The following is a 24,803-nucleotide window of genomic DNA, read 5'->3' on the forward strand; positions in this document are numbered from 1 at the left end:
GGCATCAGCGAAGAAAGCAGACGAAATGTCTCACCTTCTCGACTCCGTCGACGCCGCGTCGCTGCGCAGCGACGTCCCGGCCTTCCGCCCGGGTGACACCGTCAACGTCCACGTGCGCGTCATCGAGGGCAACCGCTCCCGTGTGCAGCAGTTCAAGGGTGTTGTCATCCGCCGCCAGGGCGCCGGTGTCCGCGAGACCTTCACGGTCCGCAAGGTCTCCTTCTCCGTCGGCGTCGAGCGCACCTTCCCGGTGCACACCCCGATCGTCGAGAAGATCGAGCTCGTCACCCGCGGTGACGTGCGTCGCGCCAAGCTGTACTACCTCCGTGAGCTGCGCGGCAAGGCTGCGAAGATCAAGGAGAAGCGCGACAACTGAGTGCTCTGAGGGGTTCAAAGCGGGGCCGGATAGCATCTGGCCCCGATGGACACCGAAGCTCAGCCGACGACGGAGCGCGACCGCTCCTCCAGCCCTTCCGTTTCCGCGGACACCTCCCAGGAGGCCCCGGACACCGAGGGAGTGGAGGGACGGTCGCGTTTCGCGTTGGTGGCGCGGGTCACGCAGTGGCTGCCGGGCGGCCGGTTCAGCCTGTCCCTGTTGATCTGCCTGCTGTTTTTGCTGTTCCTCAACGCTTTCGTGGCGCAACCATTCCAGATTCCCAGCGGATCCATGGAAAACGGATTGAGGATCGGTGACCGGGTTCTCGTAAATAAGTTGGCGTACCGTTTCGGTGCCGAGCCGCGGCGCGGTGACGTCATCGTGTTCGACGGCACCGGGTACTTCGGGAACTCCGACTACATCAAGCGCGTCGTGGGTGTGGGGGGAGACAGCGTGGTCTGCTGCGACAAGGAGGGGAGGATCCAGGTGAACGGCCGGTCGGTCGACGAGTCGACGTTCCTGTATCCCGGCGACGGTCCGTCCACGGTGGACTTCGACGTGGTCGTGCCCGAGGGCACCCTGTTCGTCCTCGGTGACCACCGCAGCCACTCCAGCGACTCCCGAGACCACCTGGGCTCACCGGGCGGCGGCATGATCCCCGTCGACGACGTGATCGGCCGCGCCGACTGGATCGTCTGGCCGTCCGCGCACCTCACCCGTCTGTCCCGCCCGAGCGCCTACGCGCGCGTGCCCGGCGCGGAGGGCGCCCATGGGTAACCGCGGCAAACCGCGCGGCGTTCCCGCCTCAGCCGCGGACCAGCTGCTGCCCACCGGTGTGCGGCGCGCCGCCAGCCCGGCCGGCGGCCGCACGCGCGCGGAGCGGCGCAAGCTCCAGCGCAAGGTCAAGCGCAAGCGCAGGCGCTCGGCCGTCCGGGAGATACCGCTCCTGGTCGGGGTCGCCGTCCTGATAGCGCTGGTCCTGAAGACGTTCCTGGTGCAGGCCTTCGTGATCCCGTCCGGGTCCATGGAGCAGACGATCCGGATCGGCGACCGCGTCCTGGTCGACAAGTTCACCCCGTGGTTCGGCTCCAAGCCCGAGCGCGGGGACGTCGTCGTCTTCAAGGACCCCGGCGGCTGGCTCAACGACGAGCAGACCACGACCAAGAAGGAGGACCCGGTCGTCGTCAAGCAGATCAAGGAAGGGCTCACCTTCATCGGTCTGCTGCCGTCCGAGAACGAGAAGGACCTCATCAAGCGCGTCGTCGGCGTCGGCGGCGACCGCGTCGTCTGCTGTGACACGCAGGGGCGGGTGACCGTCAACGGGGTTCCCCTGAACGAGGGACCCTATCTGTATCCCGGCAACGAGCCGTCCAGCACACCGTTCGACATCACCGTCCCGCAGGGGCGGCTGTGGGTGATGGGTGACCACCGGGCCAACTCCGCCGACTCCCGGTCCCACCAGAACACCGACTACGGGGGCACCGTCTCGGAGGACGAGGTGGTGGGGCGGGCCATGGTCATCGCCTGGCCGCTGGGGCACTGGGTCCGTCTCAAGGAACCGCAAACTTTCTCTTCCGTGACGGGCTCGACCGCCACGGCGACCGCGTCCGCCCAGCTGTCGCATAGGGTTGCTCCCGGCGATCCGAACGGATCGATTCGACAACTCCCGAGCCCTGCGGAACTCCCGCTCGTTATGGGAGTAGTGGGCCTGCGTCGTATGTGGGGCAGGCGGTGGCACAGAGTAAGGAGTTGGCGTGGGGGATGTGGCGGTTGGCGCACGGTCCGGGCACGACGGCGAGGATCACCGCGGACGGTCCGTGGAAGCAGCCGACCCGGCCGCGGACAGCGCCGTGACCTCAGAGAATGACCCGGTGGCGGGCGGCGGGGGTCCGCCGGCGGACGAGCCGCCCCGGACCGGCGGCGAAGGGTCGGGGGACTCGGCCCCGAAGGCGAAGAAGCCGCGCTCCTTCTGGAAGGAACTGCCGATCCTGATCGGCATCGCGCTCGTCCTCGCGCTGCTGATCAAGACGTTCCTGGTGCAGGCGTTCTCCATCCCGTCGGCCTCGATGGAGAACACCCTCAAGATCGGTGACCGGGTCCTCGTCGACAAACTGACCCCGTGGTTCGGCTCCGAGCCGGAGCGAGGCGAGGTCATCGTCTTCCACGACCCCGACGACTGGCTGGCGGGCGAGAACACCGCCGATCCGAACGCCTTCCAGACCTTCCTCAGCTGGATCGGCCTGATGCCGTCCGCGGAGGAGAAGGACCTGATCAAGCGGGTCATCGGCGTCGGCGGCGACACCGTCTCCTGCAAGGGCACGGGCCCGCTCACGGTCAACGGCAAGGCGCTGAACGAGCCGTACGTGTACCCCGGCAACACCCCGTGCAGCCAGGACGACCAGGGCGGCCAGTTCTCGGTGAAGGTCCCCAAGGGCCACGTCTGGGTCATGGGCGACCACCGCCAGAACTCGCGCGACTCGCGCTACAACCAGTCGGACAAGAACCACGGCATGGTGCCCGTCGACCAGGTCGTCGGGCGCGCCATCGTCAAGGCCTGGCCGCTCAGCCGCTGGGGCACGCTGCCGGTGCCGGACACGTTCGACCAGAACGGCCTGGGCGACCAGTCCGCGGCGTCCGCGGCCCTGACGGTCGCCCCGCAGGGTCTCGCCCTCGTCGGGGTCGTGCCGGTGGTGCTGTGGCGCCGTCGGCGCACGGAGGACTCCGAGACCCGCTGACCTTCCGGCTTCCACTCGGCAAACCCCTTCCTTCCCCAGCTGGTGACCATGGCCGGGGAAGACAGGGGAAGAGCGGAGAAGAAGGGGCTGACCCGGTTCGGTACCGCCGGGTAGGGTGCGGACCCATGGGTGGCGAGAGCACTACGCGTACGGCCCCGCACAGTGGCGGTGGCACCAGCAGTGGCCCGGTGGGCAGCCGGACCGGACAGCGACTGTCCGGACTGGCCGTCGCACTGGGCCTCGTGCTGTTCCTCGGCGGGTTCGCCTGGGGGGCCCTGGTCTACCGGCCGTACACCGTGCCCACCAGTTCCATGAGCCCGACGATCGACGCCGGCAATCGGGTGCTGGCCGAGCGGATCGACGGCGGCGAGGTGCGCCGCGGGGATGTCGTCGTCTTCAGCGACAAGACGTGGGTGACCAACGCGCTCGTCGTCAAGCGCGTGGTCGCGGTCGGCGGCGACACGGTCTCCTGCTGCACCGACGGCAAGCTGACCGTCAACGGCAAGCAGATCGAGGAACCGTATCTGCCCGCGGGCAGCCTGGCCGAGATCAAGAACTTCCCGACCGTGAAGGTCCCCGACGGCAGGCTCTTCCTGCTCGGCGACGAACGGCAGGGCTCCCTGGACTCCACCGCCCACCTCACGGACGCGGCCCAGGGCACGGTCGCGCGCAGCGCAGTCAAGGCCCGCGTCGACGCCCTCGTCTGGCCCATGGACGGCATGCTGAAGCGCCCCACGGGTTTCGAGGCGCTCGGCACCCTCTCCCAGCCGGGCCCGCTGCGGACGATCGGCTGGATGATCGTCGCCGGTGGCGTGCTGGTCCTCGGCGGCGGCGCGTACGGCCCGATCGCCAAGCGGACATCCGGCCGCCGTGCCCGCACCCGGCCGGAGCCGGCCGGTGCCCGCTGAGGCGACGGACGGGTCGGCGGGTGGACATGTCGACTCGTACGAAGGCGGGCTGCGCAAGGTCGCCCGGGTGGTCCTCCTCGACCCGCAGGACCGCATCCTGCTGCTGCACGGCCATGAACCGGACGACCCGGCCGACGACTGGTGGTTCACGCCCGGCGGCGGCGTGGAGGGCGACGAGACCCGTGCGCAGGCCGCTCTGCGGGAACTCGCCGAGGAGACCGGTATCACCGCGGTCGAGCTCGGCCCGGTGCTGTGGCGGCGGATGTGCTCCTTCCCGTTCGCGGGCCGCCGCTGGGACCAGGACGAGTGGTACTACCTGGCCCGGACGGCCGATACGCCCAGGGTGGTGCCCCGGGCCGCGGCCCTGACCGAGCTGGAGCGGCGCAGCGTCGCCGGAGCACGTTGGTGGACGTGTCAGGAACTGACCCAGGCACATGAGACGGTGTATCCGACCAGACTCGCCGAGCTGCTGCGCACGCTGCTCGACGACGGTCCCCCGGCAGGACCCGTAACCCTTGACGCGGAAATCGTTTAGAGGCGCACGGGACTGGCGCACAATGGGGAGATCGCACGGCTGAAGGGGAACATGCCATGAGCGCCGAGGACCTCGAGAAGTACGAGACCGAGATGGAGCTGAAGCTCTACCGGGAGTACCGCGATGTCGTCGGTCTGTTCAAATATGTGATCGAGACCGAGCGACGCTTCTACCTCACCAACGACTACGAGATGCAGGTGCACTCGGTCCAGGGTGAGGTGTTCTTCGAGGTGTCGATGGCGGACGCCTGGGTGTGGGACATGTACCGGCCGGCCCGGTTCGTGAAGCAGGTACGCGTGCTCACGTTCAAGGACGTGAACATCGAGGAGCTGAACAAGAGCGATCTGGAGCTTCCGGGGAGCTGAGGCTCGATGGTGGGCGCTCGTGCGGGTGACGGGGTTGTCCACAGCCGCTGAGTTCTCCACCAAGATCCTTTTCGAGGTGGCGGATGCGTGAGCGTGGGTGCCGGAGGTGGTGCCCGCATGAGCACGAACACGGATCTGGCACGAGGCGCTCTCGGCAGGTACGGCGAGGAGCTGGCCGCACGGCGGCTGGCCGAGACCGGGATGACGGTCCTGGAGCGCAACTGGCGCTGCGGCAGGACCGGTGAGATCGACATCGTCGCGAGGGACGGCGACGTCCTGGTCGTCTGCGAGGTGAAGACCCGCAGGGACGGCGGTTTCCAGCACCCGATGGCGGCGGTGACGCCGGAGAAGGCCGAGCGCCTGCGCCGCCTCGCCGAGCGGTGGATCCAGACGCACGGGGGAGCCCCGCCAGGCGGCGTCCGCATCGACCTGATCGGCGTCGTCCTGCCCCGCCGCGGCGCGGCCGTCGTCGAGCACGCGCGGGGGGTGGCCTGAGATGGGGTTCGCGCGTACGTGCTCGGTGGCGCTGGTGGGCGTCGAGGGCGTGGTCGTCGAGGTCCAGGCCGACCTCGAACCGGGAGTCGCGGCCTTCACGCTGGTGGGGCTGCCGGACAAGAGCCTGAGCGAGAGCCGGGACCGGGTCCGGGCGGCCGTGGTGAACTCGGGCGGCGAGTGGCCGCAGAAGAAACTCACCGTAGGGCTCAGCCCGGCCTCGGTGCCGAAGGGCGGCAGCGGCTTCGATCTTGCCATCGCAAGCGCCGTGCTGGGCGCGGCCGAACGGATCGACCCGCGGGTCCTCGCCGACATCGTGATGATCGGGGAGCTGGGGCTGGACGGCAGGGTGCGCCCGGTCCGGGGCATCCTCCCCGCGGTGCTGGCCGCGGCCGATGCCGGATACGAACAGGTCGTCGTGCCGGAGTGCGCCGCCGCCGAGGCGTCGCTGGTCCCGGGTGTCTCCGTGCTCGGGGTGCGCAGCCTGCGGCAGCTGATCGCCGTCCTCGCGGACGAACCCGTCCCCGAGGAGGAGCCGGACGAGGTGGGCCGCCCCGACCCGCTCCTGGCCGGCCTGCGGATGCCCGGCACCGGCGCGGCCACCGGGATGCACAGCATGGGTGCCGCCCAGCAGGACCACGGGCACGACCTCGCGGACGTGGTCGGGCAACGCTCGGCGCGGACCGCGGTGGAGGTGGCCGCGGCGGGCGGACACCACCTGTTCCTCGAGGGACCGCCCGGGGCGGGCAAGACGATGCTCGCGGAGCGGCTGCCGGCCGTTCTGCCCCGGCTGAGCAGGGCGGAGTCGCTGGAGGTCACGGCGGTGCACTCGGTGGCCGGTCTGCTGCCGCCGGGCAAGCCCCTGATCGACGTGCCCCCGTACTGCGCCCCGCACCACTCGGCCACCATGCAGTCGCTGGTCGGGGGCGGGGCTGGGTTCGCCCGCCCCGGTGCCGTTTCGCTGGCCCATCGGGGAGTGCTCTTCCTCGACGAGACCCCCGAATTCGGCGGCCAGGCCCTCGACGCCCTGCGGCAGCCGCTGGAAGCGGGGCACGTGGTGATCGCGCGCAGTGCGGGAGTGGTGCGCTTCCCGGCACGGTTCCTGATGGTGCTGGCGGCCAACCCGTGCCCCTGCGGCCGGTTCACGCAGCGGGACACCGCCTGCGAGTGCCCGCCTTCGGCGATCCGCCGCTACCAGGCGCGGCTCTCCGGCCCTCTGCTCGACCGGGTCGACCTGCGCGTGGAGGTCGACCCGGTCAGCCGGGCCGAGCTGGCGCACCGCGGTCCCGGAGGTGAGTCCACGGCGACCGTCGCCGACCGGGTCCGGGCCGCCCGGGAGCGCGCGGCGGCCCGGCTGGCGGGCACCGCGTGGCGGACCAACAGCGAGATCCCCGGCCGTGAGCTGCGCAACCGCTGGCATGCCGCGATCGGTGCCATGGACGAGGCCGAGCGGAACCTGGAGCGCGGGGTGCTGACCGCCCGGGGGCTCGATCGTGTGCTGCGCGTCGCCTGGACCGTCGCCGACCTGGTCGGCCACGACCGGCCCGACGCCATGGACGTGGCCCTCGCCCTGCAACTGCGCACGGGGGTGCCGCGCGGGGTGCCGATGGCTCTCGGGGCCCTGACGTGAACGGCGGCGGCGCCCGGGCCGACGAGCGGCTCGCCCGTGCCTTTCTCGGGCGGGTCGTCGAGCCCGGCGACGAGGTGGGCGGCCAGTGGGTGCGGGAGCGGGGCGTGCTGGAGGTGGTGCGGCGGTTGCGGGGCGACGGGGAGCCGTTGCCCGGGGTGACCGCGAAGCGGTGGGCCGGGCTGCGGGCGCGGGCCGGCCGGGCCGAGCCGGAGCTGGATCTGGCCGTCGCGCGGGAGGCCGGGGTGCGTTTCGTGTGCCCCGGAGACGCCGAGTGGCCGGGCACGTTGGACGAGCTCGGGGACGCCCGGCCGCTGGGGCTCTGGGTGCGGGGACGGCCCAGTCTGCGGATGTGGGCGCTGCGGTCGGTCGCCGTCGTCGGCGCCCGCGCCTGCACCGAGTACGGCGCCCACATGGCCGCCACCCTCGCCTGCGGCCTCGCCGAACGAGGGTGGGTGGTCGTGTCCGGCGGGGCCTACGGAATCGACGGGGCCGCCCACCGGGGTGCCCTCGGCGCCGGCGGCGCCACCGTCGCCGTCCTCGCCTGCGGGGTCGACCGGCCCTACCCGCGCGGCCACACCGAGTTGATCAACAGGATCGGGGAACAGGGGCTGGTGGTCGGGGAGTTGCCGCCCGGCGACCATCCGACGCCCAGCAGGTTCATCCTGCGCAACCGGGTGATCGCCGCCCTCACCCGGGGCACGGTCGTCGTGGAGGCGGCGTACCGCAGCGGCTCGCTGGTCACCGCGCGGGCGGCGCAGCGGCTGGGCCGGCACACGATGGGCGTGCCGGGGCCGGCCACGAGCGGTCTGTCGGCCGGTGTGCACGAGCTGCTGCGCGGGGAGGCCGTGCTGGTCACCGATGCCGCGGAGGTCGTCGAACTGGTCGGCGACATGGGCGAGCTGGCCCCGGACCGGCGTGGGCCGGTGCTGCCGCGCGACCTGCTGGAGCCGGGCGCCCGGCGTGTCCTGGCCGCGCTCCCCGCCCGCAGACCCGCGGCGGTCGAGGAGCTCGCCCGGGAGGCCCGCACCACGCCGGACGACGTGATCGCGAGACTGTACGAACTCAAAGCGCTCGGTTACGTCGAACGACACGGCGACGGCTGGAAGTTGACACGCCAGGCGATGGTTTCCGTTCGAGGGGGTCGGGGCCCGTGTTGACCCAGGGGGTTCGGCCGTCCGGGGGAACGCCGAAAGCCTTGGGAATTCCGGCAGTTGACCCATCCCGGTGATCACGCACAGCGACTGCGTGACCCTGGAGTGCGTTCAGCGGAACGTATCTGCGTACCGGCCCGACCGCTCCCTTCGCGCACCGCGACACCCCAGTCACGCTACGCTCACGGGGATTCCGGCACAGACCGGTACCTCTGCACCACGCGGTACCCACCTCACGCACTTCACGGCAGAACGGCACAAGGCGACGAATGCCCCAGCACACCTCCGGGTCCGACCGGGCGGCGATCCCCCCAGCCGCCCGCGACGGTGGCAGCGTGCGGCCGCCCGCTCCCTCGACGCTCGACGAGCTGTGGCGGTCGTACAAGGCGACGGGGGACGAGCGGCTGCGTGAGCAGCTGATCCTGCACTACTCGCCGCTGGTGAAGTACGTGGCGGGACGGGTGAGCGTCGGTCTGCCGCCGAACGTGGAGCAGGCCGACTTCGTGTCCTCCGGGGTCTTCGGGCTGATCGACGCGATCGAGAAGTTCGACATCGACCGGGAGATCAAGTTCGAGACGTACGCGATCACCCGGATCCGGGGCGCGATGATCGACGAGCTGCGGGCACTGGACTGGATTCCGCGGTCGGTACGGCAGAAGGCGCGCAACGTCGAGCGGGCCTACGCCACGCTGGAGGCGCGGCTGCGGCGGACTCCGTCGGAGTGCGAGGTGGCCGCCGAGCTGGGCATCGCTGTGGACGAACTGCACGCCGTGTTCAGTCAGTTGTCGCTGGCCAACGTGGTGGCGCTGGAGGAGCTGCTGCACGTCGGGGGTGAGGGCGGCGACCGGCTGAGTCTGATGGACACGCTGGAGGACACCGCCGCCGACAACCCCGTGGAGGTGGCGGAGGACCGGGAGCTCAGGCGGTTCCTGGCACGGGCCATCAACACGCTGCCCGACCGGGAGAAGACGGTCGTCACGCTGTACTACTACGAGGGGCTGACGCTCGCCGAGATCGGGAACGTGCTGGGCGTGACCGAGAGCAGGGTCAGTCAGATCCACACCAAGTCGGTGCTCCAGCTGCGCGCGAAACTGGCGAGCTTCGGTCGCTGACCCGTCCGGATGCCGGGACGGATCCGGGCCGGATGCCGGTCGGATGCCGGAAGTGCGGGCGGAGTCACTCCCGCTGGGGGTGGCGCGTCCGTAGAGTGGTTGACGTGCCAAGGATTCGAGCGGCCTCCGTGGCCGAGCACCGGTCGATGCAGCGTGCCGCCCTGCTGGACGCGGCACGTTCCCTGTTGTCCGAGGGCGGGACGGAGGCGCTGACCTTCCCGGCCCTCGCCGAGCGGACGGGCCTCGCGCGCTCGTCCGTGTACGAGTACTTCCGGTCCCGGGCCGCCGTGGTCGAGGAGCTGTGCGAGGTCGACTTCCCCGTGTGGGCGGCGGAGGTCGAGACGGCCATGGCCGCGGTCGACGGGGCGGAGGCCAAGGTCGAGGCGTATGTGCGGCGACAGCTCGCGCTGGTGGGGGACCGCCGGCACCGGGCCGTCGTGGCGATCTCGGCGAGTGAGCTGGACGCCGGGGCCCGCGAGAAGATCCGGGCGGCGCACGGCGGGCTCGTGGCGATGATCGGGGAGGCGCTGGCGGAGCTGGGCCATACGGAGCCCCGGCTGGCGGCGATGCTGTTGCAGGGTGTCGTGGACGCGGCGGTACGGCGCATCGAGCTGGGGGCCGCGGAGGATCCCTCGGCGATCACGGACGCGGCGGTCTCCCTGGTGCTGCGGGGCGTTCTGGGCTGAACTACGGCAGGGGCACGCCGAGCACCGGCAGGAGCCGGGACGGCCCCCTGCGCAGCAGCCACGGGGGCAGCAGGGACAGCGGGTCCAGGTAGGCCTCGCCCCTCAGCAGGCCCCAGTGCACACACGTCACCGCGCAGTGCGATCCCCTCGGTTCCACCGTGCCGATCACCTGGCCCGGGGAAACCTCGTCGCCCTTCCTCACCGACACCCGTACCGGCTCATAGGTCGTCCGCAGGGGTGGCTCACCCGTGTCCCTCAGCTCCACCGCGACGACGCCCCTGCCCGCCACCCGCCCCGCGAAGGACACGCGGCCGGGTGCCACCGCCCGGACCGGCGCGCCCGGCGGGGCCGCCAGATCGACGCCGCGGTGGCCGCGGGCGTACGGCGTGGCCGGGGGCTCCCAGCCGCGTACCACCGCCGGGTGCGTGCCCACCGGCCAGCCCCGGCCGATCGCCGGGACGGGAGCCGGAGGGGGCGCGAGGGCTCGCGGTGGGGCCTGCGGGTTCGCCCACGCCACGGACGCCACCATCGTGATCAACAGGAACAGCACCAGGCCGCCGAGGCATCGCTTCGCGTACATGGGAGAACCGTTCCGCATCCCGCCGGTCCCGACCCGGGCCTGTGGACTACTCACCGGTTGTGGACAGCGGCGTCACCCGGCGCCTCGCGGGTCCCGTACACTTCTTCTGGCGATCCGGGTCACCGGGTCGACTTCGCACGCCCCGGTATCGGGGGCCGGCCCACGGTCGGTTCTCCGGTATCCGCGCCCCTCGGTCCTTCGTGGCTCGGCGCACTGCGGGCGTCAGGCGCGGGAGCCGTCCGGCCCCCGCGGCACAACCGAGAAAAACAAGGAGAACGGCCATGGCCGTCGTCACGATGCGGGAGCTGCTGGAAAGCGGCGTCCACTTCGGTCACCAGACCCGTCGCTGGAACCCGAAGATGAAGCGCTTCATCTTCACCGAGCGCAACGGCATCTACATCATCGACCTGCTCCAGTCGCTGTCGTACATCGACCGCGCCTTCGAGTTCGTCAAGGAGACCGTCGCCCACGGCGGCACGGTCATGTTCGTCGGCACGAAGAAGCAGGCGCAGGAGGCCATCGCCGAGCAGGCCACCCGCGTCGGCATGCCCTACGTCAACCAGCGCTGGCTGGGCGGCATGCTCACCAACTTCTCGACCGTCTACAAGCGTCTGCAGCGCCTCAAGGAGCTCGAGCTCATCGACTTCGAGGACGTCGCCGCTTCGGGTCTGACCAAGAAGGAGCTCCTGGTCCTCTCGCGTGAGAAGGCCAAGCTCGAGAAGACCCTCGGTGGTATCCGCGAGATGTCCAAGGTGCCCAGCGCCGTCTGGATCGTGGACACCAAGAAGGAGCACATCGCGGTCGGCGAGGCCCGGAAGCTCAACATCCCGGTCGTCGCCATCCTCGACACCAACTGCGACCCCGACGAGGTCGACTACAAGATCCCGGGCAACGACGACGCGATCCGCTCCGTCACCCTGCTCACCCGCGTGATCGCCGACGCCGTCGCCGAGGGCCTCATCTCCCGTTCCCGTGTCGCCACCGGCGACAAGGGCGACAAGGCCGCCGGCGAGCCGCTGGCCGCGTGGGAGCGCGACCTGCTCGAGGGCGAGAAGAAGGCGGACTCCGACGAGGCCGCCGAGAAGCCGGCCGAGGCCGCTGCCGAGGCCCCGGCCGTCGAGGCCGAGGCTCCGGCCGTCGAGGCTGAGGCTCCGGCCGCCGAGGCCCCCGTCGCCGAGGCGCCCGCCGCCGAGGCCGCCCCCGTCGAGGCTCCGGCCGCCGAGGGCGAGCAGGCCTGAGTCAGGCCGTAGGCCGTGCGGTCGCCGTCGCGTCCGTACGGCCGTAGGGACGAAGTGACGGCGGGGGGCGTCGAATGCGCCGCCCGCCGTTCACCCACAGCCCCAGATCTTCGTAGATCTTCGAGACTTCGAACTCCGAGAGAGATTCACAGATCATGGCGAACTACACCGCCGCCGACGTCAAGAAGCTCCGTGAGCTCACCGGCGCCGGCATGATGGACTGCAAGAAGGCGCTGGACGAGGCCGAGGGCAACGTCGAGAAGGCCGTCGAGGCGCTCCGTATCAAGGGCCAGAAGGGCGTCGCCAAGCGCGAGGGCCGCTCCGCCGAGAACGGCGCCGTGGTCTCCGTCATCGCCGACGACAACTCCTCCGGTGTCCTCGTCGAGCTGAAGTGCGAGACGGACTTCGTCGCCAAGGGTGACAAGTTCCAGGCCGTCGCCAGCGCGATCGCCGAGCACGTCGCCAAGACCTCCCCGGCCGACCTCGAGGCCCTGCTGGCCTCCGAGATCGAGGCCGGCAAGACCGTCCAGGCGTTCGTGGACGAGGCCAACGCCAACCTCGGCGAGAAGATCGTCCTGGACCGCTTCGCGCAGTACGCGGACGGCTTCGTGACCGCGTACATGCACCGCACGATGCCCGACCTGCCCCCGCAGATCGGTGTCCTCGTCGAGCTGGACAAGCCCAACGCCGAGATCGCCAAGGGCGTCGCCCAGCACATCGCCGCCTTCGCGCCGAAGTACCTCTCCAAGGAGGACGTGCCGGCCGAGGTCGTCGAGTCCGAGCGTCGCGTCGCCGAGGAGACCACCCGCGCCGAGGGCAAGCCCGAGGCCGCCCTGCCGAAGATCGTCGAGGGTCGCCTCAACGGCTTCTTCAAGGACGCCACGCTGCTCGGCCAGCCGTTCGCGCTCGACAACAAGAAGTCCGTCCAGAAGGTCCTGGACGAGGCCGGTGTCACCCTGAAGCGCTTCACGCGCATCAAGGTCGGCATCTGAGTCCGTGCCGCGATCGGCGCGTCGGCCCGATAGGGTCGAGCGCAGTCGTCCGGTACGCCGTCACGCGGGCGCGTGACGGACGACAGCAGATCTGACGAGGAGGCCATTGCCGCGCATGGGATGCGAACGACACCCCACCGGCAATGGCCTCCTCGTATGTGCACCATGAGGAGAACGTCATGACCACCAAGGCCCAGAAGAGCGACGACGGCAAAGTGAGCGGCCGGTTTCTGCTGAAGCTGTCCGGAGAGGCCTTCGCCGGTGGCGGCGGCCTGGGTGTCGACCCCGACGTGGTGCACAAGATCGCCCGCGAGATCGCGGCCGTGGTCCGGGACGGCGCCGAGATCGCGGTCGTCATCGGCGGCGGCAACTTCTTCCGCGGCGCCGAACTGCAGGTGCGCGGCATGGACCGCGCCCGCTCGGACTACATGGGCATGCTCGGCACCGTCATGAACTGCCTCGCCCTCCAGGACTTCCTGGAGAAGGAGGGCATCGACAGCCGCGTCCAGACCGCCATCACCATGGGCCAGGTCGCCGAGCCGTACATCCCGCTGCGTGCCGTGCGCCATCTGGAGAAGGGCCGCGTGGTCATCTTCGGCGCCGGCATGGGCATGCCGTACTTCTCCACCGACACCACCGCCGCGCAGCGCGCCCTGGAGATCGACGCCGAGGCGCTGCTGATGGGCAAGAACGGCGTGGACGGCGTCTACGACTCCGACCCGAAGACCAACCCGGCGGCGGTCAAGTTCGACGCCCTCGGTTACGGCGACGTCATCACCCGCGACCTGAAGGTCGCCGACGCCACCGCCGTCACGCTGTGCCGCGACAACAAGCTCCCGATCCTGGTCTTCGAGCTTCTGGCCGAGGGCAATATCGCTCGCGCCGTCAAGGGTGAGAAGATCGGCACGCTTGTGGGTGAGCAGGGCAGCCGGGCCTGACAACACCTGACCGGGGACGGACCCTGGTCGGGGGATGGACAATGTCCTGCCGGTCGGGAACCGTGCAGGAAGAAGACGCGACGCAGCCGGCCGCCGCCACCGACAGGGAACCGCAGCCGGGCCTACTCAAGACACGCAGGAGCAAGTGGTGATCGAAGAGACCCTCCTCGAGGCCGAGGAGAAGATGGAGAAGGCCGTCGTGGTCGCCAAGGAGGACTTCGCCGCGATCCGCACCGGCCGTGCGCACCCGGCGATGTTCAACAAGATCGTGGCCGACTACTACGGCGCGCCGACGCCGATCAACCAGCTGGCTTCGTTCTCCGTTCCGGAGCCGCGCATGGCGGTCGTGACCCCGTTCGACAAGAGCGCGCTGCGCAACATCGAGCAGGCGATCCGCGATTCCGACCTGGGCGTCAACCCGAGCAACGACGGCAACATCATCCGAGTGGTGTTCCCCGAGCTCACCGAGGAGCGCCGCCGCGACTACATCAAGGTCGCCAAGGGCAAGGGCGAGGACGCCAAGGTGTCCATCCGCGCGGTCCGTCGCAAGGCCAAGGACGCGATCGACAAGCTCGTCAAGGACGGCGAGGTCGGCGAGGACGAGGGCCGCCGTGCGGAGAAGGAGCTCGACGACACCACCGCGAAGTACGTCGCCCAGGTGGACGAGCTCCTCAAGCACAAGGAAGCGGAGCTGCTCGAGGTCTGATGAACGACTCTTCCTGGGGCTCACCGCCACACGCCGGGTCGCGGGCCGGGTACTGGGGGCCCGTCGACCAGGGGCCTGCCCAGGGGGCCGCCCCGGCGGTTCCCGCGTACGATGCGCCTGAGGCGCAGCAGACTCGCCCCATGCCCATCGTCCCCGACGTACCCGCACACGGCGGTAACCAGGATGACGACCGGGGGGCCGCTCGGCTGGGCGGCCCCTTGTTCCGAGACGAGAACTTCGGCGGCGCCGCCCACGCCGGCGCCGCCTACGGTGACGACACCCCGTCGGCACAGCCCTCTGCGGCAGTGCCGCAGAATCCGGAGCCCATGCCCGACGCCCCTCACCCGGCGCCCGCACCGCAGAAGAAGAGTGCGGGCCGAGACCTGGGCTCGGCCATAGGGGTCGGGGTCGGGCTCGGTGCGGTGATCGTCGCGTCGCTGTTCGTCGTCAAGGCCGTGTTCGTCGGCGTGATAGCAGTCGCCGTCGTCGTGGGTCTGTGGGAGCTGACCAGCAGGCTTCAGGAGCGCAAGGGCATCAAGGCGCCGCTCGTGCCGCTCGCGGTCGGCGGTGCGGCGATGGTCGTCGCCGGATACGTCCGGGGTCCCGAGGGAGCCTGGGTCGCCATGGCCCTCACCGCGCTGGCGGTGCTGGTCTGGCGGATGACGGAACCGCCCGAGGGCTACCTCAGGGACGTCACGGCCGGTGTCTTCGCCGCCTTCTACGTTCCGTTCCTGGCCACGTTCGTCGCCCTGATGCTCACCGCCGACGACGGGGCGTTCCGCGTCATGACGTTCCTGCTGCTGACGGTCGTCAGCGACACGGGCGCGTACGCCGTCGGCTGGCGCTTCGGCAGGACCAAGCTCGCCCCGCGCATCAGTCCCGGCAAGACCCGCGAGGGTCTGCTCGGCGCGGTGTCGTTCGCGATGGTCGTCGGCGCGTTGTGCATGCAGTTCCTGATCGACGACGGCACCTGGTGGCAGGGCCTGGTGCTCGGCTTCGCCGTCGCGGCCAGCGCCACGCTCGGCGACCTCGGCGAGTCCATGATCAAGCGGGACCTGGGCATCAAGGACATGGGCACGCTGCTCCCCGGTCACGGCGGCATCATGGACCGGCTGGACTCCTTGCTGCCCACGGCTCCGGTGGTGTGGCTGCTGCTCGTGCTGTTCGTGGGTTCCGGCTGACCCACCGGCGTCCTCGGCTCGTGCGGGCCCCCGTCCTGATCTCCAGGGCGGGGGCCCGCTGCCGTGGCCTCCGGGGCGGCAGAGTGGGACGATTCTGGTGAAGGCTCTCAGGGGGGATCTCCCTGGAAGGGGGCGGGCTTCATGTCCGACTTCCGTGAATCGATCGACGTCGACTGCAGCCCCGAGGACGTCTGGGCGTATGTCATCGACCCGTCCCACCTGCCGGAGTGGCAGCAGAGCGCGGTCTCGGCGGAGCCGCTCGACCCCGGTCCGGTACACGTCGGCTCCCGGGTGCGGATCACCCGGCACGTCGGCCGCCGGGACGTGCCGATGACCATGGAGTACACCGAGTACGACCCACCGCACGCCTGGGGCCTGCAGGGCGTCGACGGACCCATCCGCGGCCGCGTGCACGGCGAGATCACCCCGCTCGACGACGGCCGCCGCTCCCGCGTGACCATGGACCTCGACTTCGAGGGCAAGGGCATCGGCAAGGTCCTCCTCCCCCTCATCGTCCGCCCCCAGGTCCGCAAGGAGCTGCCGAACAACGAGCGGCTGCTGAAGGACCACCTGGAGCACAGGTCGGCGTAGACCGGCTGACCAGCCCGTCTGCCACTTTCGCGTCCCTTGCCTCGCACGTCGCACCGATCACCCACAGGCGCCGGACAGCCGTTACCGTCGGCCCTCGGATGTCGGGCATCGCGAGGGGGCGGGCATGACCTGTGACGGGGTGGAGCGGCAGTTCGAGTTCGCGCCCATGACGAGGCAGGAGCGGGAGAACTGTGCTCTCCACCTGCTGCGAACGGCTCGCGACGCCGCCGGTCTCCTCGATGACCCGCGGAAGTCGGACGAGCTGGAGCGGAAGGTGAGCGAACTGTGGGCGGCGGCCGCCGGGCTGCTGCCGGAGCTGGCGGAGCTGGCGGAGCTGCCCGGCCCCGTTTCCCTCGACACCGCCCACCAGAGGGACCTCATCGGGAGCGCAGGCGAACTGGCGGTCCTCCTGCGTGCCTACAACTGGGCCGACGAGGACCTCACCCCGGGGGCTGTGCAGAGGGCCGTCGCGACCGAGAACGTCGGGGAGAGGGGCGCGGCCGACGGTTTCGACGCCCTGGGCAAACTCGTCCTGCCGACGGCCTCTGCGGAGGGGTGGGCGGCCGAACTCACCACAAGGGCTGCGGAGGGGAACGAGACGCTGGAGAGGGCGGTCAAGCTCGGCAAATACTTCCTGCACCCCACGCCCCTGCTCATCCTGGACGACCTGACGAAGATCGTCGGCCAGGCGGTGCACTCCCTGAACGTCGAAAAACTGCTCACCTGCGTGAACGACCTCGGCGCGACCTTGGAGTCCGGTTGCCTCCTCGACGTGCTGGGACTGGGGCCGGGGGATGTGTGGGGCCCGGACGATCCGAGGGGGCCGGACGGGCCGGAGGAGCCGGACGGGCCGGACGGGCCGGACGGCTTCAACGGGCCGGATGAGTCGGATGGTTGGGACGGGCCGCATGGACCGGATGGTTGGGACGGGCCGCATGGACCGGATGGTTGGGACGGGCCGCATGGACCGGATGGTTGGGACGGGCCGCATGGACCGGATGGTTGGGACGGGCCGAGCGGGCCGGACGGTTGGAGCAGACCGAGCGGGCCGGGCGGCTTGAACGGGCCGGACGACGTGAACGGGGCGGAATGGCCGGATGACCTGCACGGGCCGGACGAGCCGACTGTCTGATCCCGGCGCCGGTCTGCGGGGACGAATACGAGACCCGGGCGGTTTTCCGCAGCCCAGGTCACTCGATTCGATCTGCGACACTGGTATGGCCATGCCTAAGCCCGGAGAACTGATGTGCTCCGGGCACGAAAGAGCCCCCCACCAGCGATGTTGTCGCCAGTAGGGGGCCGTCTTATGCCCGGTGGGCCGTCCCTGGGCCGTCACGGCTCCTGGGCCGTGTCGAAGACACCATCCAGGGCACGGCGGGCACGCTCGCTGCTGCTGGGCATCAGGTGGGCGTATACCCGCAGCGTCATCGCCGGATCAGAGTGCCCGAGGTATTCGCTCACGGCCTTGATGCTCTCGCCCGCGTCCAGGAGGACCGAGGCGTAGAAGTGGCGAAGGGCGTGCATTCCGTGCTGCCGTGCGGAGGCGTACGGCTTGCCGGGTGCAGGAGTCGGAATAAGGCCGGCGGCCGCAAGAGCAGGCTTCCACTCCTGGATGTTGAAGTTGCTTCGCCAGACGATCCCGTCGGCTGTGTTGGTGAAGATCAGGCGCCGCTCGGTGAGCGGGCCGTCCGGCCGGATCCACGGCAGCTTGATTGCCACGGGCGGGTGACTCTTCATGTGCCGACGCAATGCCGAGGCCACCGAGGACGGCAGCGGTACGTCCCGCTCCTTGTTGCCCTTGGGCGGAGCGAAGACCGCGACGCCCCGGATCAGTTTGACCTGAGTGGTGACCCGAAGGATGTCGCTGCCGAGCTGCAAGGTGTCTTCGGCCAGGCCGATGATCTCGCCCTGACGGAGACCGCAGCCGCTCCCGACATCGACCATGGCTTGGTAGCGCTCGGGCAGGGCATCGCGGACCGTACGCACCTGAGAGGGGAGCCAGGGCACGACTCGGGCGGAGGAGGCGGCGGGCGGGCGGACCGACGCAGCCGAGCACGGATTCCGGGTGAGGTGGCCGTCATCCACGGCGGCCGAGAGCACCGCGCGGACGTTGGCGTAGATATTGCGGGCGTAAGTGCCGCCGATCGAGTCGTTCTCCAGGTCGCGCACGAACTCGCGGATGTGGACCGGGCGGAAGGACCCGAGCGGACGCGCCCCGATTCGAGGGAAGGCGTGCAGACGAAGACGGGTTTCCGCTCCGATGCGTGTGTTCAGGTCGGTCGTCTGCCCAGCGAGCCAGCGTTCCGCGTACTGCTGGAAGGTCGTACGGGCGGCCCTGGGGTCGACGTACTGACCACGGGACATGTCGGCAGCAGTCTCGGCCAACCACTCTTCCGCCCGCCGCTTCTGACGGTCTGGAAAGGATCGGCTCTTCTCGGTGCCGTCCGGACCGACGTACCGGGCCCGGTAGCGGAGCCCATTGCCGTAGCGGTCGGTCTTGACCTTCACCGGCTTGCCGTCTGGGCCGGGAACGCTCTTGTACCAGCGGTTGTGGCTGGGGCGGTCGGCTCCACGGCTTTAGGCAGCCACTTTGGGGCGAGCCTCTAAGATCATGGCCCCAACGTCGTGCTTTACGGGCAGGTCCACTGACTGCCCGACTCGCCATCAGCTTACGGGGCCATGATCACTCGCCCCAAAGCAGCTCCAGCCCAAAGCCGCTCCGCCGACCTCACACGGCTCGACCGGCCGCCCGGGCGGGACCGCCCAGCTAGTTTTCAGAAACACCCCCGCCCCGCAGCAGCCGCACACCATAATCAACCCATGGTGCAGCCAAGTGAGTCAGCCCGCCCCGAGCTGTGGTTCAAGGCATTCGGCCCGGATGCCTACCCGGATAGCGCCCTAGCTCGAGACCGGTTCAAGCAGGCCTTGGTGGACATGGAGGCCAGGGCGAGCCAACTCGCTAGCGAGATCGAACGAGATCTTCCAGATTTCACACAGCATGACATCACTCACGCACATGCACTTTGGGAGATAGCAAACCACATTGCCGGACCAGAGCTTACTCTCAATCCTGCCGAAGCATTTGTATTGGGTGGCGCCATCCTCGTGCACGACCTAGCGATGAGCCGCGCAGCCTATCAAGTATCAGGGCAAAACATTCGAGCTCGCAGGGAATGGCCCGATGCTCTGGCGGAAGAAATCCGCAAACATAAAGGAAGGCCACCGCATCCGGCCGAACTCGCTTCTCCTCCAGAAGAACTTGCAACCAAGGCAGATGCATTCTTGTTGCGGGCTCTGCATGCAGAGGTAGCTGAAACCCTGCCGACCGCTTCGTGGGTAACTCTCGACAAGAGCACGGCATATTTGATTAATGATCCGGAGATCCGGCAGGCATACGGGAGGATTATCGGACGCGTCGCCGCCAGTCATCACTGGAGTTCCGATGAAGTCACAAAGAATTTGTCTGCACCTGTCGGTGCTCCTGCTTTCGCCCCCATTGAATGGCGCGTAGACACCCTCATTTCGGCATGCCTGCTACGTACCGCCGACGCAGCACATCTCGATGCAAGCCGAGTACCAGACCTACTTGCCGCAGTCCGAAATATCGCGCCGGGCTCGAAAGATCACTGGATTTTCCAAAGCAGAATTCAGCGGCCATACCTAAAAAGCGGCCGACTAGTATTCACGGCTCCGGACGGTTTTGCCGCCGACGAAATGGGGGCGTGGTGGCTCGCCTACGAGACACTTTCTTCCGTCGATGAAGAATTGCGCAACACAGACAGCATGCTTTCCGATAATGGCCGTTCGACCCTATCTGCGCGCGGTGTGGCCCATGTCGAGTCTCCTAGGGCATTCAGCGTAGTCGCGCCTTGTCGAGACTGGGAGCCGGTCGAGGCGAAAGTTCGCGTCGGCGACGTAGCTGGTCTCGTGCGGCGACTCGGCGGAAATGAGCTCTATGGTGACAATTGGACAGTCGGCCTTCGAGAGATAGTAATGAACGCTTGCGATGCAGTGAAGGCGCGGGAAGCTCTAGCGGCCTACCGGGGCGGGCGTCCTTTTCAAGGCAGGGTAAACGTATGGCTAGAGGAGCACGACGCCGAGATCTGGCTGGTGTGTAGCGATAACGGTATCGGCATGACTCCCTCCATCTTGGGAGGGAAGCTTCTCGACTTCGGTAGCACGTCTTGGCTAAGCGTAGATGTCGTTAGAGAGAATCCCGGACTACTGGCGAGCAAATTTGAGCCCACTGGACGCTATGGAATCGGCTTCTTTTCAGTGTTCATGATGGGCAAGACAGTGCAGGTTATTTCACGCGCCACCTCAGGTGGTCCGGCAGACTCTTGGGTTCTCGAATTCAGCCATGGCGTCGAGCATCGACCCATTCTGCGCAAGGCCCAGGTGGACGAGCAGCTCGATGAGCCTGGAACAACACTAAAAGTCAGACTTGACGATGGAATTTGCACAGGAGAAGGGGATTCACGCCGAGTCTCCTTCTTTACCCGCATCGATCGGAGCATCTGGGAATCTAAGGAGCATATCTCTCCGATTACACTGCTCAAATATTTGATGCCTGCAAGCCAAGTCGACCTATGGGTCAGTAACTACATTGGCGGCCCCGAAGCAGAGTGCGTCGTCTCAAAGCACGACTGGATCACGATGGACGGCACCAAACTACTGCGCCGGATATACGCGTTGCCAGAGAGCGGGTTTACCAGCGACGAGCAATATGAAGAGACGGACAACGAGGATAGCTGGTTTAGCAAAGAGTATACAGATGAGATCGCAAACAAGATGGGTAACCGGCTGGAGGTCGTCCTCGACGAAGAAGGGAAGCCTGCCGGAAGAATTGCATTGTTCGCCCCGGAAATGATGGATGACGACTTCACCTATCCCACCGCCTCTGTGGTGACTGCCGGCCCCGCAAGGACTGGTACCAGCCTGTCATCCACAGCTGGCATCATGCTTGGCAAACCATATGGAGCCGCACGAGAGACCGCATTACCCATTGCTGGATATTCGTCCATGGGCGCATGGGTAGATTCCCAAATCACTACACTTAGTGACCTGACCAAGGGAAGGGCGGATGGATGGTCGACGGTTCTGGCAGAAATGGCTTGGCGCCTAGGGAGAGACGCGTACCCACTTCGTTGCTGGCTCACCAAAGCGGGTTGGCTCAACTATCCTGAACTCACGGCATGGATCTCGGAAAGGGAAGTGTTTTACGTAACAGAGCCACACAATTTGCAGATCGGGGTGGGGGCGAAGAATCACCTGGCGGACGTGAAGGATAATATACTTTCCTTTCCGGAGAGTCGCAGGTTTTATCTGACCGGTAATGCCTTCCATCTAAACTGGCCAGGGGGCCATGTTTCAGATTTGAGGGGAGGCTTCATTCACGCTTTCGTTAAGTCGATTAACGAGGTGTGGGGCAGCGACATAGAATCTGCTTATCGGATCTTTCGCCAGTCCAACGTGCAATTCGTGGAAGTAGGCGAGTTTAGAGGCCAAGCCGTGGTAGCCCCCACATACAAGGTAAGCCGCAACTCCAACCAACCTTAGAGGCACCCATCGTAGGCAGCGAGCACGAGCAACCCTCCGGGCATCACTTTATCTTCGGTAGAACAAAAACCGCGGCAAGCGTCCACAAGGTGACGATCGAGATCAGGATAAAAAGGAGGACATAGGTTTCGTACCAGCGGGATATGTTCCTTAGGCGTGGACGCTGCCGGAATCCAGGACCGACGATTTCGTCAGTGATGTCACATTCTTCATTTCGGTAGTCGAGCCAAGCGAGAGCACCAACTGCAATCAGTGTGATCGTGAATCCTGCCACTAGGGTGACGAGGACCAGCAATCCAATTACACCGTCCCGGGCCACGCTTGCGGATATTCCCCATCGGCGATACCCGACGAAAAGAGTGATTCCCGCCCCAACCAAGGATGTAGCTAGCGTCTGATAGATCGCTAGGAAACGGTGCGCGTTTTCATTCACAACCTGAATTTGCTGAAGGATGTACCGATATCGCTCGAGTGCGAACTCCTTGCGCGTCGAGGCCGACTCTGAACTCGTGTGCCCTTGTGCTTCCATAGCCCCCCCAGCCACCCTGACGTACCGTCAGCATAGGGCACCTCGCACAACGCTTTCAGAAGACCAGAACACTGGGGGCCAAAGCGAGGGGAAGCCTCAGCTGCCCCGGACGGAGGCACTCCAGCCTGACTACACAAGGACGGACGTGCAGCCGGGCTGCCCCGACTCGACCTCGCGGTGACGTTGCCGGGCCATGCTCGGATCGGACTTCTAGAGCCGTGCTCACGCAGGAGCGCCCTCCCGGGCCGTCCTCGGGCCGCGGAAGGGCGCTCAATGGTGACTAGCGTCGACAACTGCCGACAGCTCGGCAGCAGGTCAGGGCGTTGATCGATAAGGCGGCCGCGGGTCACGGCCGTCGTTGATCAGTTGTGGCTGTGCTGAGAGACGAGCGTGCGCAGCCACGTCCTGGCCAGATCGCCCCCTTGTGCGCCCTTCGTGTATGTGTCACACAGTTCTGAGGCGGGACCCGGGGAGGGGAGCACTGAATGTCGGTGTTGGGTGGTTATCCGGTGGGGCCGTCGGCCTGGGCCGTCGAGCGGTTCGGGCAGCATGCCGGCGCGCTGGCCGCTGCGGTCCCGGTGCAACTGGCCAAGGCGCACGGGAAGGCTCATGCCGCGCATCTCGCCGCGGGGCTGAAGAAGCGGAGTCCCTACGGCGTCGCCCTGGCAGGGCTGGTCCGCGAGCACCTGGCGGAGACGGCGCGGGAGCTGGGGGAAGCCGTGCGCGACGTGCGCGGATACGAGTATGCGGTGATCAACGATCACGCACTCTTCCCGTTCCGGTACGCGGACAGGCCGAGGCCCCTGGACCGAGCCCGGTTGCCCGCCAACGCCTCGCCCACTCGGCACCGGCTGTTCCGAGCGCACGGGCCGCAGCCTCCGGAAGGCCTGTTCGACGTCGGTGAGGACCTGGCGACCGAGGAGTACCTGGGACTGCATGAGGCGTTCGAGGAGCTGGGAGCTTCCACCCGGTTGGTCGGTGTGTTCTTCACGGCCGACGCCGAGAACGGCATCCATGCCATCCACTGGGGGGACGCCCATCTCGAACCCGACCGCACCTTCACATGGCCCTACAGGGAACAGCTCCCGGTCGCTCCCGTCCAGCTGGAGTGACGGGCGGTGGCGCCGCTGCCTGGGCACGGCCGGTGGGGGCTGACTGAACCCTGGGCCGTCCCTGGGCCGTGCGAGGCCGACCAAAGCTGACAAGCGACGGCCACGGGTGACCACCCCCACCCCGCTCTGGCCTGGGGCCCCGGAGATGATCTGCCACACTGGACGTGTTATGCCTGCACCCGGAGAACTCACTTTCGTCGCCCCCCGCGGAGCCAAGAAGCCGCCGCGGCATCTCGCCGACCTCTCGCCCGCCGAGCGGAAGGAGGTCGTGGCGGAGATCGGGGAGAAGCCGTTCCGTGCCAAGCAGCTCTCGCAGCACTACTTCGCGCGCTACGCGCACGACCCGGCGGAGTGGACGGACATCCCCGCCGGTGCGCGCGAGAAGCTGCGCGAGGCGCTGCTGCCGGACCTGATGTCGGTCGTACGGCATCTGTCGACTGACCAGGGGACCACCCGCAAGACCCTGTGGCGGCTGTTCGACGGCACGCTCGTGGAGTCGGTGCTGATGCGCTACCCGGACCGGGTGACGATGTGCATCAGCTCGCAGGCCGGGTGCGGGATGAACTGCCCGTTCTGCGCGACCGGGCAGGCGGGGCTGGACCGGAACCTGTCCACCGCGGAGATCGTGCACCAGATCGTCGACGGGATGCGGGCGCTGCGGGACGGGGATGTGCCCGGTGGTCCCGCGCGGCTGTCCAACATCGTCTTCATGGGGATGGGTGAGCCGCTCGCCAACTACAAGCGTGTCGTCGGCGCCATCCGGGCGCTCACCGACCCGGCGCCGGACGGGCTCGGGCTCTCCCAGCGGGGCATCACGGTGTCGACGGTCGGGCTGGTGCCCGCCATCCACCGGTTCTCCGACGAGGGCTTCAAGTGCCGGCTCGCGATCTCCCTGCACGCCCCGGACGACGAGCTGCGCGACACCCTCGTCCCCGTGAACACACGGTGGAAGGTGCGCGAGGTGCTGGACGCCGGGTTCGAGTACACCGAGCGCTCCGGACGCCGGCTGTCCATCGAGTACGCGCTGATCCGGGACATCAACGACCAGGCCTGGCGCGGTGACCGGCTCGGGCGGCTGCTCCGCGGCAAGCCCGTGCACGTCAACCTCATCCCGCTCAACCCGACCCCGGGCTCGAAGTGGACGGCCTCCCGGCCCGAGGACGAGAAGGCGTTCGTCGAGGCGATCGCCGCGCACGGGGTCCCCGTCACCGTCCGGGACACCCGCGGTCAGGAGATCGACGGGGCGTGTGGTCAGCTCGCGGCCACCGAGCGGTAGTCTGAGGACCGTACACACATCTTCATATTCCGACAGGGGAGCGCCACAGCGCTGAGAGTGCGGCACCAAGGCCCGCAGACCCTCTGAACCTCGCCCAGGTCATTCTGGGTA

At 68.2% G+C, this 24,803-nt stretch carries 25 protein-coding genes; 22 read left to right on the forward strand and 3 right to left on the reverse strand.

Annotation, left to right across the window (positions count from 1 at the left end; genetic code table 11):
• Positions 1-25: 25 nt before the first annotated feature.
• The 12 genes from rplS (at position 26) to OG289_RS35610 (ending at position 9,990) form a co-directional block, all read left to right on the forward strand.
• Complete coding sequence (gene rplS, locus OG289_RS35555; RefSeq protein ID WP_020128707.1) at positions 26-376, forward strand: 50S ribosomal protein L19; 351 nt, start codon at positions 26-28, stop codon at positions 374-376.
• Positions 377-421: 45 nt separating this feature from the next.
• Positions 422-1,153 carry a signal peptidase I gene (gene lepB, locus OG289_RS35560; protein ID WP_327318130.1) on the forward strand — a complete coding sequence of 244 codons (732 nt, stop codon included), beginning with the start codon at positions 422-424 and terminating at the stop codon, positions 1,151-1,153.
• On the forward strand, positions 1,146-2,243 hold the full coding sequence (lepB, locus tag OG289_RS35565) for a signal peptidase I (protein WP_327318131.1): 1,098 nt from the start codon (positions 1,146-1,148) through the stop codon (positions 2,241-2,243). The genes lepB (OG289_RS35560) and lepB (OG289_RS35565) overlap by 8 nt, the downstream gene beginning before the upstream one ends.
• On the forward strand, positions 2,131-3,111 hold the full coding sequence (lepB, locus tag OG289_RS35570) for a signal peptidase I (protein WP_327318132.1): 981 nt from the start codon (positions 2,131-2,133) through the stop codon (positions 3,109-3,111). Before lepB (OG289_RS35565) ends, lepB (OG289_RS35570) begins: the two co-directional genes overlap by 113 nt.
• A 125-nt stretch (positions 3,112-3,236) precedes the next feature.
• Positions 3,237-4,019 (forward strand): signal peptidase I, encoded by a 783-nt coding sequence (lepB, locus tag OG289_RS35575; protein WP_327318133.1) that lies wholly within the window; start codon positions 3,237-3,239, stop codon positions 4,017-4,019.
• A complete protein-coding gene (locus OG289_RS35580) occupies positions 4,009-4,554 on the forward strand; it encodes an NUDIX hydrolase (protein ID WP_327318134.1) in 546 nt (181 codons plus the stop codon). The genes lepB (OG289_RS35575) and OG289_RS35580 overlap by 11 nt, the downstream gene beginning before the upstream one ends.
• 56 nt (positions 4,555-4,610) lie before the next feature.
• The gene (locus tag OG289_RS35585) at positions 4,611-4,919 is read left to right on the forward strand and encodes a DUF2469 domain-containing protein (RefSeq protein WP_005311352.1); all 309 of its coding nucleotides are present in this window, start codon (positions 4,611-4,613) and stop codon (positions 4,917-4,919) included.
• An 87-nt stretch (positions 4,920-5,006) separates the two neighbouring features.
• The gene (locus OG289_RS35590) at positions 5,007-5,414 is read left to right on the forward strand and encodes a YraN family protein (RefSeq protein WP_327318135.1); all 408 of its coding nucleotides are present in this window, start codon (positions 5,007-5,009) and stop codon (positions 5,412-5,414) included.
• Position 5,415: 1 nt separating this feature from the next.
• Positions 5,416-7,041, forward strand: a complete 1,626-nt coding sequence (locus OG289_RS35595) for a YifB family Mg chelatase-like AAA ATPase (RefSeq protein WP_327318136.1) — start codon at positions 5,416-5,418, stop codon at positions 7,039-7,041.
• Positions 7,038-8,198: a DNA-processing protein DprA gene (dprA, locus tag OG289_RS35600; RefSeq protein ID WP_327318137.1), complete on the forward strand. Its 1,161-nt coding sequence runs from the start codon at positions 7,038-7,040 to the stop codon at positions 8,196-8,198. The genes OG289_RS35595 and dprA overlap by 4 nt, the downstream gene beginning before the upstream one ends.
• A 263-nt stretch (positions 8,199-8,461) precedes the next feature.
• A complete protein-coding gene (whiG, locus tag OG289_RS35605; protein ID WP_327318138.1) occupies positions 8,462-9,304 on the forward strand; it encodes an RNA polymerase sigma factor WhiG in 843 nt (280 codons plus the stop codon).
• Between the two features lie 128 nt (positions 9,305-9,432).
• The gene (locus tag OG289_RS35610; protein ID WP_327320902.1) at positions 9,433-9,990 is read left to right on the forward strand and encodes a TetR/AcrR family transcriptional regulator; all 558 of its coding nucleotides are present in this window, start codon (positions 9,433-9,435) and stop codon (positions 9,988-9,990) included.
• Between the two features lies 1 nt (position 9,991).
• Here the strand turns inward: OG289_RS35610 and OG289_RS35615 are convergent, their stop codons facing one another.
• The gene (locus tag OG289_RS35615) at positions 9,992-10,570 is read right to left on the reverse strand and encodes a murein hydrolase activator EnvC family protein (RefSeq protein ID WP_327318139.1); all 579 of its coding nucleotides are present in this window, start codon (positions 10,568-10,570) and stop codon (positions 9,992-9,994) included.
• 281 nt (positions 10,571-10,851) lie between these two features.
• Here OG289_RS35615 and rpsB point away from each other — a divergent pair, with 281 nt between their 5' ends.
• The 7 genes from rpsB (at position 10,852) to OG289_RS35650 (ending at position 17,348) form a co-directional block, all read left to right on the forward strand.
• Positions 10,852-11,808 carry a 30S ribosomal protein S2 gene (gene rpsB / locus OG289_RS35620; protein ID WP_327318140.1) on the forward strand — a complete coding sequence of 319 codons (957 nt, stop codon included), beginning with the start codon at positions 10,852-10,854 and terminating at the stop codon, positions 11,806-11,808.
• Between the two features lie 155 nt (positions 11,809-11,963).
• Positions 11,964-12,800 (forward strand): translation elongation factor Ts, encoded by an 837-nt coding sequence (tsf, locus tag OG289_RS35625; RefSeq protein ID WP_327318141.1) that lies wholly within the window; start codon positions 11,964-11,966, stop codon positions 12,798-12,800.
• 179 nt (positions 12,801-12,979) lie between these two features.
• The gene (gene pyrH, locus OG289_RS35630; RefSeq protein WP_079659215.1) at positions 12,980-13,738 is read left to right on the forward strand and encodes a UMP kinase; all 759 of its coding nucleotides are present in this window, start codon (positions 12,980-12,982) and stop codon (positions 13,736-13,738) included.
• 148 nt (positions 13,739-13,886) lie between these two features.
• Entirely contained in the window at positions 13,887-14,444 is a 558-nt protein-coding gene (gene frr, locus OG289_RS35635) for a ribosome recycling factor (RefSeq protein ID WP_327318142.1), read from the forward strand.
• Complete coding sequence (locus OG289_RS35640; RefSeq protein WP_327318143.1) at positions 14,444-15,625, forward strand: phosphatidate cytidylyltransferase; 1,182 nt, start codon at positions 14,444-14,446, stop codon at positions 15,623-15,625. The genes frr and OG289_RS35640 overlap by 1 nt, the downstream gene beginning before the upstream one ends.
• A 141-nt stretch (positions 15,626-15,766) precedes the next feature.
• Positions 15,767-16,216 carry an SRPBCC family protein gene (locus OG289_RS35645; RefSeq protein WP_327318144.1) on the forward strand — a complete coding sequence of 150 codons (450 nt, stop codon included), beginning with the start codon at positions 15,767-15,769 and terminating at the stop codon, positions 16,214-16,216.
• 124 nt (positions 16,217-16,340) lie between these two features.
• Positions 16,341-17,348: a hypothetical protein gene (locus OG289_RS35650; protein ID WP_327318145.1), complete on the forward strand. Its 1,008-nt coding sequence runs from the start codon at positions 16,341-16,343 to the stop codon at positions 17,346-17,348.
• Between the two features lie 200 nt (positions 17,349-17,548).
• Here OG289_RS35650 and OG289_RS35655 read toward each other — a convergent pair whose 3' ends face one another.
• Positions 17,549-18,580 carry a tyrosine-type recombinase/integrase gene (locus OG289_RS35655; RefSeq protein ID WP_327318146.1) on the reverse strand — a complete coding sequence of 344 codons (1,032 nt, stop codon included), beginning with the start codon at positions 18,578-18,580 and terminating at the stop codon, positions 17,549-17,551.
• A gap of 456 nt (positions 18,581-19,036) precedes the next feature.
• Here OG289_RS35655 and OG289_RS35660 point away from each other — a divergent pair, with 456 nt between their 5' ends.
• Positions 19,037-21,775, forward strand: coding sequence for an HD domain-containing protein (locus OG289_RS35660; RefSeq protein ID WP_327318147.1), 2,739 nt, complete (start codon positions 19,037-19,039; stop codon positions 21,773-21,775).
• 43 nt (positions 21,776-21,818) lie between these two features.
• Here the strand turns inward: OG289_RS35660 and OG289_RS35665 are convergent, their stop codons facing one another.
• The gene (locus OG289_RS35665) at positions 21,819-22,304 is read right to left on the reverse strand and encodes a hypothetical protein (RefSeq protein WP_327318148.1); all 486 of its coding nucleotides are present in this window, start codon (positions 22,302-22,304) and stop codon (positions 21,819-21,821) included.
• Positions 22,305-22,789: 485 nt separating this feature from the next.
• On the opposite strand from OG289_RS35665, the gene OG289_RS35670 reads away from it, so the two are divergent.
• Complete coding sequence (locus tag OG289_RS35670; protein WP_327318149.1) at positions 22,790-23,416, forward strand: hypothetical protein; 627 nt, start codon at positions 22,790-22,792, stop codon at positions 23,414-23,416.
• Positions 23,417-23,585: 169 nt separating this feature from the next.
• Positions 23,586-24,692, forward strand: coding sequence for a 23S rRNA (adenine(2503)-C(2))-methyltransferase RlmN (gene rlmN, locus OG289_RS35675; protein WP_310434177.1), 1,107 nt, complete (start codon positions 23,586-23,588; stop codon positions 24,690-24,692).
• Positions 24,693-24,803: the final 111 nt, after the last annotated feature.

The organism is Streptomyces sp. NBC_01235 (assembly GCF_035989285.1).
Lineage (GTDB): Bacteria > Actinomycetota > Actinomycetes > Streptomycetales > Streptomycetaceae > Streptomyces.